General features: G+C 51.8%; 10 protein-coding genes. 5 read left to right on the top strand and 5 right to left on the bottom strand.

Annotated features, from left to right (window positions below):
* Window positions 1–13: 13 nt before the first annotated feature.
* From PIB16_RS11510 to PIB16_RS11500, 3 genes are read right to left on the bottom strand one after another with little or no spacing between them, the layout of a single operon-like run.
* A complete protein-coding gene (locus PIB16_RS11510) occupies window positions 14–1,840 on the bottom strand; it encodes a hypothetical protein (RefSeq protein WP_271045635.1) in 1,827 nt (608 codons plus the stop codon).
* Window positions 1,837–3,189: a UDP-glucose dehydrogenase family protein gene (locus PIB16_RS11505; RefSeq protein WP_271045634.1), complete on the bottom strand. Its 1,353-nt coding sequence runs from the start codon at window positions 3,187–3,189 to the stop codon at window positions 1,837–1,839. The genes PIB16_RS11510 and PIB16_RS11505 overlap by 4 nt, the downstream gene beginning before the upstream one ends.
* 34 nt (window positions 3,190–3,223) lie before the next feature.
* Entirely contained in the window at window positions 3,224–4,204 is a 981-nt protein-coding gene (locus PIB16_RS11500; RefSeq protein ID WP_174000623.1) for an NAD-dependent epimerase/dehydratase family protein, read from the bottom strand.
* A gap of 279 nt (window positions 4,205–4,483) precedes the next feature.
* Between PIB16_RS11500 and PIB16_RS11495 the strand changes: the two genes are divergently transcribed.
* The 5 genes from PIB16_RS11495 (at window position 4,484) to PIB16_RS11475 (ending at window position 10,418) form a co-directional block, all read left to right on the top strand.
* Complete coding sequence (locus PIB16_RS11495; protein ID WP_174000621.1) at window positions 4,484–5,914, top strand: UbiA family prenyltransferase; 1,431 nt, start codon at window positions 4,484–4,486, stop codon at window positions 5,912–5,914.
* Window positions 5,911–6,333, top strand: coding sequence for a GtrA family protein (locus PIB16_RS11490; protein ID WP_174000619.1), 423 nt, complete (start codon window positions 5,911–5,913; stop codon window positions 6,331–6,333). The genes PIB16_RS11495 and PIB16_RS11490 overlap by 4 nt, the downstream gene beginning before the upstream one ends.
* Entirely contained in the window at window positions 6,330–7,655 is a 1,326-nt protein-coding gene (locus PIB16_RS11485) for an FAD-binding oxidoreductase (RefSeq protein WP_174000617.1), read from the top strand. The genes PIB16_RS11490 and PIB16_RS11485 overlap by 4 nt, the downstream gene beginning before the upstream one ends.
* Window positions 7,652–8,389, top strand: a complete 738-nt coding sequence (locus PIB16_RS11480; RefSeq protein ID WP_174000615.1) for an SDR family oxidoreductase — start codon at window positions 7,652–7,654, stop codon at window positions 8,387–8,389. The genes PIB16_RS11485 and PIB16_RS11480 overlap by 4 nt, the downstream gene beginning before the upstream one ends.
* Before the next feature lie 124 nt (window positions 8,390–8,513).
* Window positions 8,514–10,418, top strand: a complete 1,905-nt coding sequence (locus PIB16_RS11475; RefSeq protein ID WP_174000613.1) for a hypothetical protein — start codon at window positions 8,514–8,516, stop codon at window positions 10,416–10,418.
* A gap of 66 nt (window positions 10,419–10,484) precedes the next feature.
* Here the strand turns inward: PIB16_RS11475 and PIB16_RS11470 are convergent, their stop codons facing one another.
* Together PIB16_RS11470 and PIB16_RS11465 are read right to left on the bottom strand one after the other, a co-directional pair.
* Window positions 10,485–11,768 (bottom strand): glycosyltransferase family 4 protein, encoded by a 1,284-nt coding sequence (locus PIB16_RS11470; RefSeq protein ID WP_174000611.1) that lies wholly within the window; start codon window positions 11,766–11,768, stop codon window positions 10,485–10,487.
* Window positions 11,769–11,927: 159 nt separating this feature from the next.
* On the bottom strand, window positions 11,928–13,118 hold the full coding sequence (locus PIB16_RS11465; protein WP_271045633.1) for an AGE family epimerase/isomerase: 1,191 nt from the start codon (window positions 13,116–13,118) through the stop codon (window positions 11,928–11,930).
* Between the last annotated feature and the right edge of the window lie 191 nt (window positions 13,119–13,309).

The following is a 13,309-nucleotide window of genomic DNA, read 5'->3' as shown; positions in this document are numbered from 1 at the left end:
TGTTTCAACCAGGCTACGCATCAGCAAGTCGAACCCTTTTTACAGTTACACGTTCGAGGGCGACGTTGGATTTTCCTACTGAGTGAAGACGCACTTCAATAGGAAGAGACAAATCTCGCGCCGCAATTTGAAGCGGTAGCGAGATAATTTTTCTAGGGCCAAACAATTTGATTTTTACGACTTCGATCGTTCTTTCGCCCTGCATAATTTCTAGGTGCAGCTTCGATGTTGGAGAGTGGTTCCAACTTCTACTAAGACTTATATCAACTCTATAATTACCGGGCATCAAATTAGCATAAGGCCCATAAAATATATGTCCGCTAGCACCCGTTGAACGAATTATATTCCCATCTTTCTTCCCAGCAGAACCCGGGAACATTTCGGTAGTCCAATCCTGAGAGTCGACAAATGCTGACCTAAGCAAATAACCGTGCCGCAGCCTAGCAGAAAAAGGCGTTCTGCTGCAGCCAACGAAGCGCTGCATAAGCGATTCGAAACTATTATGAATCGCATTCACGCCGATAATTCGGCGCGGCTCTTTATTTCCTTCCAAGTGATCCCGCTCGTTTGTCACGACGGTATAAAATTGCTCCATCAACGCAGCCGCCGCGTCGCCCTCTACTTTTTTCGGGAGCCCAAAGTTGATTATAAAAGTGTCTGCTTGACCGATAGCTTCCCCATCGTCTTGCCAGTGAGACACATCAGTCAGAAATCCCAAATGTCGCCAACAGCTCGTGAAGAGGTCGTATATCCTATCCTTGGGGCCAAGCCAGACGAGATTAGTATTTCTCGGAGCATTCGCAAATAGATCAACAAGAAATGGAAGTACATGCTCCGGCGTTCCAAGTTCCAGATCGTAAGATTCCGGTCGATATCTTGCTTCAATTAACCCCTTCAGAGGCTGATCGATAGCTTTGCCAAGCGCCTGACGATACGCCATATTCACGGTGTCAGTGAGCCTGATCTCTTCCAGATCAATGCCAGCGAGGCCCCAAGTTTCTGATTGATCCGGTATCTCCTGCTGCTGGAGATTGTGGTAAAAATCGTCAGCACTATTTTCAACGCTCTTGTGTGCATGAGCAGGAGTGGTCTGACGGGTGTGATCACAATGATAGCCAAGAACGAAAGGTAAAGCGTCCTCAATCTTGCCATGGCGCATAACGAGACGCTTTGAAATATTCGCGTCCACATGCCAACCCAAGAGCATCCTTTCGTCGAAACCGTGGATGGAAAAAAGGTCGTCCCGCTTTATCAGCTGAAAATCACCGGGAGCGTCGTAGAGGATGGAGTCCATCCCGTACACAACCTCATTCAAATAAAATTTTTCTCCCGCCTCGCGGGTTTCAGCTATAACCCCGGCCGGATCAAGCCGGTCGAAGCTCTCCCATAGTGTTTCAGGTATCTCGAAACGCGGCGCGCAGTAAAACCCGTCCTTCAGCGCTGCCAACTGCTCCGAGAGGGATTGCGACCCCCGCGGAACGAATATCATGTCCGTGTTGGTCGACAATATCCAGCGATTTGCAGGATTGGACCGTCTGACGGCAGCGTTGCGCGAAATGGGTTCAAGGGCCTTCAGATGCGTACGTGATGCGAAAAGCTGATTGTGAAGACTGGGCCTTATGCGGATAATCCGCAAAAGGCGCTTCGCACGATCCGTCAGCGTGTCACAGATCGCCTCCGGGAAGGTAGGGAAATCGTCCGGCGTGTTGTAATCGACGAAAAGAATTTCATCATTTTCATCAGTCAACACTTCCGCCATGCAATTCAGGCTGAGAGCAGCCCGCTTGTGGAGATTATAGCCGTAGCTGTCGTTCCTTCCGTAGAGGACGATCGATATCATGGCATTACCCGGTTGTGTTTCGCCGCTGCGGCATCTAAGAGCCAATCCCCCAAACCGGGCCTGATCAGCGTTATTGCGGCTGAGAGCTTTGCGGCGTCAACGACGCGCCACGGGTCAATGACCGCCTTGGGCCCTGCTGCCGCGATATCGAGATTGCGATAGGCTTTCCACGGCGTCACAATGGCGACCACATCTGCTCCCGCCATGGCGCTTTCCGCATCCATCTTGATCACAATGCCGTCGGCAATTTGATCCGGAAGGCTGACAAGCGCTTGCGGATCCGTAATCCGCACACGATAACCTATGCTAATCAGCTTGTGGGCGAGCGCCAGTCCCTGGCTTTCCTCAATCACCGGCGTTTCCGGCTTATAGGAGAGGCCGAGAATGGCAACCTGCGCCCCTGGATCAGCCGATGCCGATATGGCCCGAACAAGTCGTTCGGTCTGATGATCATTGATTACATCCGTCGCTTCTGCGAGGTCCGTACGTGCACCCAGGCTGCGTCCAAGTGCAGCAAATGCCTTATTATCACGCGGGAAACAAGGGCCACCATAACCGATGGCTCCCTTGATGTATTTCTTTCCTATACGGCTATCTGCACCGAGAGCATCCGTCACCACGTCTGCATCTGCACCATCGAGATGGTCGCACATGTCTGCGATCATGTTCGCATAGCTGATTTTGGTGGTTACGTAGGTGTTGACGGCGATCTTGCAAAGTTCCGCATTGACCCAGTTCATGCGCTGGAATTCGGGACCGCTCTCCGTCGAGCCACGGTAGACGGTCTCGAGCATATCCCCGGCCTTGGGGTCGCTTTCGCCAATGAGAATCATGTCTGGATAAAGCATGTCGCGAACGACGGTACCGAGCGCGATGAACTCCGGATTATAACACAAGCCGAGATCCGAACCCACTGTGCGACCCGATGCACGTTCAAGCGTTTGCCTCAGAACACCGCCCGTAGAACCAGGCATAACTGTGGAAGTGACAACCACGTTGTGATAACCGATCTTGTCATGCAATGCAGCGCCGATGCTCTCAAGAGCGGAGATCACATAATCATTGCGGAAAAATCGGTCCGGCCCACTTGGCGTCGGTACGATGATGAAAGTGACATCCGACGAAAGCACTGCCTCCCGCATGTCAGTCGTTGCCCGAATGCGCTCACCATGCTCGGTGATCAACTCCTGCAGCTGCGGCTCGGGAACTGGTGCTACACCACGATTGATTGAATCCACGAATGCGGAATTCAAATCCATACCAATGACGTCAAAGCCCTTTTTGGCAAAAACGGCGAGCATGGGCGCACCAAGTTTGCCCAGGCCTATAACGGAGAGTTTCGGCTTCATCTTCATATCTCGCTACGGATCGGGCCGTTGGCCGTCACTTGTTTTTTCCACGCGCAAGCTCGGCCTGGCGCGCAATCCAGGGATAGGTGCGGGCCAGGCCCTGCTCAAGCGTAAGGCTTGGCTCCCATCCCAACTTCTCCCGAATGAGGTCATTATGGGAATTGCGCCCGCGTACACCTTGCGGGCCAGGGATATTGCGAATTTCGAGATTCTTGTTGGCAACCCGCATCGTAATTCGGGCAAGTTCATTGATCGAAACCATTTCTTCCGAGCCAATATTCACCGGCCCAGCGAAAGTTTCGCATCGAGTCAGCCGCAGAGTCGCCTCGAGGCACTCATCAACGAAGAGGAACGACCGTGTCTGTAGGCCGTCGCCCCAAATTTCGATTGCACCGCCGGATTCAGCCTCTGCGACCTTGCGGCAGAGCGCGGCCGGCGCCTTCTCGCGTCCTCCGACCCAGGATCCTTCCGGACCGAAGATATTATGATAACGCGCGACACGGCATTCCATGCCATGGTTGCGGTTGTAAGCGAGATAAAGACGCTCGGAAAACAGTTTTTCCCAGCCATATTCGCTGTCCGGATTTGCCGGATAAGCGCTGTCTTCCCGCGTTACTGGAGCATTCGGGTCCGTCTGATTATGTTCGGGATACATGCAGGCCGAGGAACTGTAAAAGACCCGCTTTATATTGCGGCGAAAACAGGCATCCAGGACGTTGAGATTGATGGTAGCCGAATTATGCATGATATCGGCATCGTTCTCGCCCGTAAAAATATACCCCGCGCCGCCCATATCGGCAGCAAGCTGGTATACTTCGTCAAATCTGCGATCGATCACCGCACGACAATTGGATTGCTCCCGAAGGTCTGCGATGACGAAATCGTCAGCCTCCGTTGCGGCATATTCCGGGTATTTGAGGTCAACCCCCCTCACCCAAAAACCTTCGCGTTTCAGGCGCTTGACCAGATGTGCGCCGATAAATCCACCTGCTCCGCAGACGAGTGCCGTTTTCATGTGTCTCTTCCCAACAAGAAAAATCCGCAATTATGCGCCCGCAGGAGCTATCAGATTATGTTGGAAGTTTTCAATAGGTTTCGGATTATTTTCGATCTTTTCAGAATGTTTCTGCGTTAACCGGCCATCAATTGATTGCGCGATCCCGCCCTATGCGGTAGGACGCCCCGAGCAGAAAAAACGGCGCCCCACGGCATCCAAGGTCGCATAAATGCACGATAGCGCCCTCTTCTATCCGGACCCGCTGCAAAAAATGTGCTACAAAAGAGCGATGAACCGTTGAATTTCGACACTCGAAAAATTCTCGTCGTTGACCTAGACGGAACCCTTCTCCGAACTGACATGCTATACGAGAACTTCTGGTCGGCTTTTGGCTCGGATTGGCGGTGTCTTTTCAGCGCGATCTCGGCATTGCCGCGTGGGCGTGCCCACTTGAAACGTCACCTAGCATGTGCGGCAACGGTCGATGCCCGTTTCCTTCCTTACAACACGAAGGTACTGGCCTATATCAAAAAATGGCGACGTGCAGGCGGGCGCACCGCTCTTGTCACCGCTTCTGACCAACAAATTGCACAAGGGATAGCCGACCACCTGGGTATCTTTGATGAGGTTCACGGCTCTGACGGCAAGCGAAATCTGAAAGGCGCCACGAAAGCTGCATTTTTGGAAGAACGTTTCGGTGAAACAGGCTTCTTCTATATGGGGGACACTGCTGCTGATTTTCCCGTCTGGGAACGCGCAGAAAAAGCGATCACGGTGGATGTACCTAGGAAAGTACGCACAAAAGTCGAGGCCCTTTGCGACACAGTTGAGCATCTCCAAAGCGAGAAAGAGATTATTAGGCCTTACATCAAGGCCCTCAGGCCTCATCAGTGGTTAAAGAATCTCCTCGTAGTTGTTCCAATGCTTGCCGCGCATCAGCTCGATGGGCCGACAATTGCTTCCTCGATAGCGGCTTTTGTGTGCTTTAGCCTTATAGCTTCCGGCGTGTATATCTTGAACGACTTGCTTGATCTTTCTGCAGATAGAGCACACCCGCGAAAACGAAACCGACCGTTTGCCGCAGGCACCGTTCCCATCGCACATGGAACCTTGATGGCGGGAGCGCTTGTAGGTTTCGGTTCTTTTCTCGCAATTTTTATAGGCTTGAAATTTCTGGCGGTCATGATCGGCTATTATTTGTTGACGACCGCTTATTCGCTCCACCTTAAGCGATTGATTGTTGTTGATATCTGCATGCTTGCCGCACTTTATACGATAAGGATCTTTGCCGGTTCTGTAGCAACGTCGATTGGCATCTCAATCTGGCTGCTGGCGTTTTCTGTTTTCTTCTTCTTGTCGCTAGCCGCTATCAAAAGGCAGGCCGAGTTAATCGACAGCGCAGCGCGGGGCGATCTGAAACCGAGTGGCAGAGGCTATCACGTCGATGATTTGCCTATAATCTCAATGATAGCGATTGCTGCTGGTTACGTGTCCGTGCTCGTGATGACGCTCTATGTCAATTCTCCCGCCGTAGTGCGGTTGTATGCCTGTCCGGAGGCGCTGTGGGGGGTCTGTGCGATACTGCTCTATTGGATCACTCGCGCCGTGATGATGGCACACCGAGGCTTGATGCATGACGATCCAGTGGTCTACGCAGCTAAAGACGGCACCAGTCAAATATGCGCAGCGATAATATTGGCCTTCACGCTGGGAGGTGCATTGTTATGACACTCGGCATCCTGACTCTCAGATATGCGATATTTGCCGTTATCGCCATTTTCTCAAACCTTGCAACGCAACGGATTGTTCTTCAGGCTGGAACTACAGAAATCCATTTTTTCGCAGCAATCGGAATGGGAACGATCGTAGGTCTTGTTATAAAATATGCGCTCGACAAGCATTGGATATTTTACGATCAAAATATGGGATTGAAGAACAACAGCCGAAAATTCACTCTTTACACAGTCATGGGGCTTCTTACTACTCTAATATTCTGGGGGGCTGAAACGGTTTTTTGGCTAGTCTGGCAAACCAATTTCATGCGCGAAGTCGGAGCTATTATGGGATTAATCTTGGGATACATTATTAAGTACAATCTCGACAAGCGTTTTGTCTTCAATGACAAAAACAAAGAAATCGCACTATGAAAATATCCGGCTGGGGTCGATACCCGTTGATAGAGACCCGGCTTTATTTTCCGCGCGATGTGGAAACGCTGCGCGGCTTGCTGAATTCCAAGCACAGCGTAATAGCGCGAGGGAATGGCCGTGCCTATGGCGATAGCGCGATTAATCCGTTCAGCACCATTTCAATGAAGTATTTTAATCGCATGCTTTCTTTCGAAACCCGGACTGGTCAACTTGTGGCCGAGGCCGGAGTGTTGCTGAGCGACGTGATCAAGACATTTCTACCGAGGGGTTGGTTCCCCATGGTGACGCCAGGAACCAAATTCGTTACCTTGGGGGGCATGATCGCCGCTGACGTCCACGGCAAAAACCACCACAAAGAAGGCAGCTTTCGAACGTGTGTCGATTGGATAGATGTCCTAGACGCGAATGGAGAGATTATCCGATGTTCCCGAGATATGAATATTGACCTCTTCGAACACACTTTGGGCGGCATGGGGCTGACCGGGATCATTCTGCGCGCAGCGCTGCGCCTCCGACACGTCGAAACATCGTGGATAAGGCAAACAACCGTGCCTGCTCAGAACCTGGGGGCGGCAATGGAAGTCTTCGAAAAACACAAGGATGCCACTTATTCAGTCGCCTGGATCGATTGCCTTGGGCGCGGAAAGAATTTGGGACGGTCCCTGATTATGTTGGGTGAACATGCGTCGATATCAGACCTCCCTGCAGAGCATGCGAGCAAACCATTGGCGCAACCGCAGAAACGTCAAATCAAATTACCTATCACTTTGCCATCCGGCATCTTGAATCGAGTAAGTGTAAGTCTATTCAACCAATTTTACTATAAAAATGGAGCCAGAAAGAACGGCGATCACCTTGTCGATTGCGATTCATATTTTTATCCCCTAGATGCGGTACTTGGCTGGAATCGAATCTATGGTCGGAGCGGCTTCGCGCAGTTTCAATGCGTACTGCCTCTTGATTCTTCCGAAAAAGGTATTTTCGCCCTGCTTGACGCAATTTCCGTTGCCGGAGCCGGCTCTTTCCTCGCCGTTCTCAAGAGACTTGGTCCGCAAAACAGCAAGTTTTCCTTTCCCATGGAAGGTTACACCCTTGCCCTTGATTTCCCGATATCCAGGAAAAATCTTCGTTTGCTGCACCGTCTGGATGACATCACCGTTGAAAATGGCGGGCGTTTCTATCTGGCAAAAGACAGCCGTATGTCGGCCCAAACACTACACACCTCGGATGCACGCGTAGAAAAATTCGTACAGAATAGGGATGAGAATGGCTGGAGAAACCGCTTTATTTCATCTCAGGCAGAAAGGCTCTCCATATGACGAAACCGTCTGTACTCATTATTGGTGCTCGGTCGGATATTGGCAACTCTGTAGCTCATAAATTTGCCGCAAAGGGATATGCTATCCAACTGGCAGCACGTAATGCCGAAAGTCTCGACACTGAGAAACGCGATATCGAACTTCGTTACGGTGTTGGGGTCACGTTGCATGAGTTTGACGCACTTTCCATAGAAACCCATCAAGAATTCCTAAACAACCTTCCCCAATTGCCTGAAATTGCGATATCTACCATCGGGCTGATGGGGCACCAGAAAGAAAGCGAAGCCGATCCCATCACTGCAAGCCATATTATGCGCAGTAACTATGAGGGCCCGGCTAGCATCTTGGCCCTTCTTGCCAACCGCTTCGAACAACGTGCTTCGGGTACGCTGGTCGGGATTAGTTCTGTTGCTGGGGAGCGGGGTCGCGCAACTAATTATATCTACGGCTCCGCTAAAGCTGCTTTCACCGCATTTCTTTCAGGCTTGCGCAATCGCCTAGCCAATCGCGGCGTCCATGTGGTTACAGTTTTACCGGGATTTGTGGCGACCAAAATGACAGAGGGGATGGATTTGCCAGCGGTCCTGACAGCCAGTCCAAATGAGGTCGCAGTTGCGATAGAGCGCGCCGTTCTGCGCAAAAGAAACATCGTCTACGTACGTCCTGTTTGGCGGCTGATCATGTTAATCATCCGCAATATCCCCGAGCGTCTTTTTAAAAAGATGAAGATATAAAGATCATATACTCATACGTTTATTCGCGAAGATAACACACCTGATCGCAATCAGGCCAATACCGGCGCAGCCCTTACCTAGCAATTAAGAGATCGTCGCTGGAACGGCGACGGAGAAACAACCAATGGGAATGATTTGGCAGACAACTGGACCGAAAGCGCCTAAGAGCGCGCCAGTAATGGGAAGCGTGGCTGCGGTCTTCTCCTTTCTGGCACCGTTTCTAGCTGGTTTCAGCTTTGTAATGAACCATTTCTATGTATCAGGTGGCTATCTACACGATAGCGGTTGGTTCGCCGCGTTGATGTGGCACCCACAAGATCTTAACCTCACCAATCCATCTGTTATTGACGACAATTCTTTCTACAGCACGCATTTGTCGCCAATACTTTACGCCATCGGTCTGCTTAGCTTTTTCTGGCCATGGGGACCGATAACATGGTTTGCCGGCTTTCAGGGTGTGATTCTCGGTGGCAATGGCCTGATGGCGTGGATTGTTCTGGGCAGAATATCATATTTTGCGGATAAACCGCTTTGGCGAGTTCTTCTGGCGCTGGCTTTCGCCTTCAACGGTTTAGCCATGTTTATTCTGGCATATCCGCATATCGAGGGGTTCGGCGCACTAATGGCCTGCGCGTGTCTCGCGGCCTTCTTTAGCGGCAAGCGGCCGTTGGCGGCACTGTTTTTGCTGCTAGCGCTATCGGTGCGCGAAGATATGGGTTTCCATATCGTTGCACCTCTTGGGCTTTTGTGGGTATGGACCATGTGGAACAACCGCCGTTTGACAGCAGGAAGAAATATACTGACGTTACTACTGCCGGCCTTTAGTCTGTCGCTGGCAGCCGTGCTGATACGCAACTCGCAATTCCCTGCCGATGGCGCATTTACCCGCATTTACAGTGGTACGCCACCTTACGCGCACCTGACGTGGTCACTGATGCAGGAGCGTATTGCCATCTTGTTTACACAGCGGCTCTATCTAGTGCAGCCTGCGGTCATTGCTTTGCTGGCAACGATCGCCTGGCGTAATCCCATACCTCTTTTCGGTTACGCGGCCTATATTCCATGGTCGCTTCTCAACTTCACTGCATTGAGTGATGCTGCTGGCCAAATGGACGTCTATTACCCCTTTCCCTTTCAAATCGCCATTTTCTGGTTTCTGTGGTGGAGCGGAACAGCGCGAATATCAGACCTTACGGCACCCATTACGCTTCGGCAGCAGGCAAGCATAAAGATATTGGTTCCGCTATTTTTGATAGCCGGTATTGCCATAAGCTTTCCTTGGAGTACCCTTCTCCCGGCTTGGAATGGCAATGTAGTGAGGGCCACAGATTGCGCGGCGGATAACATCGAGCGAAACCGTCCTCTCTTGGGGCGCATTAAGGTCGATCCGGCAATGCTTTCGCTACGGCCACGCGCATTTTCGCAGGAAGACGACCTTGATAATCCAAATAGTGACAACAACCCACCCGAAACTCTAATTTGGCATACTAACAGTATCAGCATCGCCGAAATACGCCACCAGTTGGTAAACTTTGAAGCCGAAACGCTGTATTGGATTGCCGGAACGCAATTCTATCTCGCCTCACATCTGCCGCGTCAGCAACTGGAAAGTACTGGTCTATCATTGCAGCCCGTGATGGACAGCAACCTGTTACCGCTAATGAAAACGCGTTATGGTCCTGTGAAAGACCCCATTCTCGATCTGGCCGGGACTGGAAGAAAACATAAGTTGTATGGCCCCGGAATGGTGCTGTCACCAGGCGAATACCGTATTGAAATGGATGCGCTAATTTTCGATGAGCGCGCCGACGAGGCGGTAGTCGAGGTATACAGTACAACAACCGGCCTCGTCACCTCAGCGCCCCTGCTGCGCGGGCCACACGGCCATCCCACCACGACCCGCCTCGAATTCACAATCGGGCAGCAGGATCAGGGCAGCTGGGAATTTCGAATTGCCGGTAATAATTTATACGGCATTCGAGTTACTGGCGTCCGGCTCCGCTCCGCAGGTCAAGGCGGAAAAACCTGATCGTTGAACCACCGTTGTATGCATATTCAATATATAGGTGCACGCCGACTGCCACCCGTAATATTTTCAGCTTTCAGCATCTTCAAGTCTACTAAGTACAGATAAAAGCAAGTCCGTAGATCTCTCCCAATTGAATTGGTCCCGAATTTCGCTCGCTATTCGGCTTCGGACACTCATGTCCGGTGGGAAGTTAGCCAATTGATACATGGCGTTCGCCCAATCCTGCGGTTTATCCGGCTCACAAAAAACCACCATACCAGGCAGCAATTCTGTCATGGCAGGTCTCGCACTACATATGCAGGGAACTTCAAGCGTCAACGCCTCTAAGGGAGGCAAACCAAAACCTTCATATAAACTGGGGAAAAGCAGCCCTTTGGATCGCTTCAATACTCTAGCCAACTGTCCGTCCGTCAGGCGACCGATCGGATGTATTCTATCTCCGCTATCAGAGGCCAACTCCGCGGAAAATCCCTTCGGAGATTTTCCGACAACGACCAGATGATAATCTCTGACATCCCTGAAACCCATCGCCTTAATTACGACGTCAATATTTTTGTGGTAATCGTTAGAACCTATACAGACGAAGTATGGAGCATCAGGCGTAAGCAAATCCACACTCTCGTCTTCATGCCAGTCCAAAATATCAACGCCATTATAAACGACGTGTATTTTTTCCTCTGGAATACCAATAATTCGTGAAATATCTTTCGAACTGCTTTCGCTAACTGTCACGATGACATCAGCGCTTCTAATCGTATGGACGTATCTTTGTTTCCATTCGCTAATAGTTGATTTTTGAAATATGCTCTCAAATAGCAAAGGAATAACGTCGTGCACCATAACGACGGATCGAGAAGGTAACTCGGTTGGGCACCAGTGGACAGACGAGAAAAAATGAATAGGTTTTTCGCAAACCGGCCTAACATCGAACGTTGAGAGTGCCTCTCGCTTTATTAATTCCTTCAATATTTCACGAGCAACTCTACCAACACCTCGCCTGTCAACGAAAGTCGCAGTACTATACTGAATATTAAGTCCCTGAACACATAAGGGAAAATATTCAGGACTATCGAGAGCTTCAGGTGACCTCGAGACCGTTGCTTGCTTTGGAAAGCGCTTCCGTATCGCTCTTCGTATCATGCGCTCGGGATTAAGCGAACGAAGCGTCGCCCTAAAACCACTGTCGCTTTTCACTTTTCCATCGCCGATTCGGACACCATTCGATTGTGCCGATATAACGTCATTTGCAACACGGTTAACTACCTCCTGGGCATACTTTGAAGCCAACAGGTGGTTGAGTTCTTTAGCAGTTTTTAGCTCATCCTCGTGGTTCAGAAGATCAAGGGCCATTATTTGCCTTTCGAAAGAGTGACCATAATTTTTGTGCCCCCAGTATTGTCTTTTTAGCTGATCGACAGCGTAAAATCGCTATCCCATTTAAAGCCTGAGAATAAAATGAAAACCCAATTCAAAAATCAGATTTCTGCTATTCCTCTACGGCTATGGGCATCATCTCCACCCACTGACCGCCAGCACGGCCTCTGCCTCATATATGGCGCAGACGATGTGATAAAACGTGCTTGCCGGCGCCGGTTCGTCGAGCATCGGCCTGTCGGCCGGCCATTTGTCGAACCACAGGCCCTTGACCGGCGTGTCGAGGAAAGGCTGCAGCGCGCCGATGGCGCTGAGACCGGAGGCGAGGTAACGCTGACGCTCCTCACCGCCCGTGACGCTCGCAAGCCGCACCGAAGCCTTCAGCCATTCCGTCTGCGGCCATAACCGTGCCAGCCCGTCATGCACCGAAAAATCGTCGTAGAGGCTCATCACCGCCACCTTGCGGCGTGGGCAGATGCCGTGTTCTTCGCCGATCTCGAAGAGGCGTTTTGCCTTGCTGATCGCTTCATCATTCCCGCGCAGGCTGCCCCAGCGCCCCAGAAGCCACGCCCATTCGAACTGGTGGCCGGGTTCCATGATCCGGCCTTTGTCGCTGTCATGCGGTGTCCAGTCATGGGCGAAGAATTCGCGCAAGCCGCCATTGCCGCCATCGATGAAGCGGTTAAGCGCAAGATCGGCGATCTCGTCGGCCAGCGCCGACCACGGGCCGTCCGGGTCCTGCACCTCCCAGGCCAGCATCGCCTCCAAGAGATGCATGTGCGGATTGGAGCAGAGCGGGGTGCGCGGCGGGTTCGCTTCCTCGAAGCCGGCGACCGGATGTCTGTAGTCGCGTTCGAGGATGGCAAGGATATCGAGCGCCCGGCCGCGCATCTCGTCCCGGCGCTCGGGAAGGCTTGCAGCCGCCTGTGCGGCGGCAAACAGCGCAAAGGCCTGATTGTAGAGATCGAAGGAGGGGTCGATCAGCCTGCCCGTCTGGTCGGCAAGGTTGCCGTAAAGGCCGTTTTCAAGGCGGTAGACCTTCTCGAACCAGGAAAGCCCGTGCAGGAGCGCGTCTTTCCACGGTCCCTGCCAGCCATGCTGGCCGGCGGCGGCGAAACAATAGGCCTGACGCGGCTGCACGCGGGCGCGGCGGTCATCGGAAAAAACCGGTTTCGCATCCTGACCGAGACGTTCGTAAAAGCCGCCATCCGGCCGGGCCGAACCCGCCTCCCACCACAGGGGCAGGGCGTCCTCATCCAGCCATTTGCGTAATCTTCCGATCTCTTCGGCAAGCGTCTGCGCGATGCTCGGAAATTGCAATGTCATGAGTCAACTCTCTGTTCTACGTCGTGGTAGGGACGAATACGCTAAGGAAACCCAGAAGCAAACGCTTGAATTTATGTTTTGTGACGCTGTCAACCATAAACACTATAATTTGCTCTCTCATAAAGCCCGCGGCATGCGAGGCTGGCTCTACAATGCCCCCTCGCCCGCACATCCTTTATGTCGGCGATGTT

It is taken from the genome of Agrobacterium sp. ST15.13.015 (genome assembly GCF_027871645.1).
GTDB lineage: Bacteria > Pseudomonadota > Alphaproteobacteria > Rhizobiales > Rhizobiaceae > Agrobacterium > Agrobacterium leguminum.
Note: the sequence above shows the minus strand (reverse complement) of the source record. Positions and strands in the feature narration are given on the sequence as shown.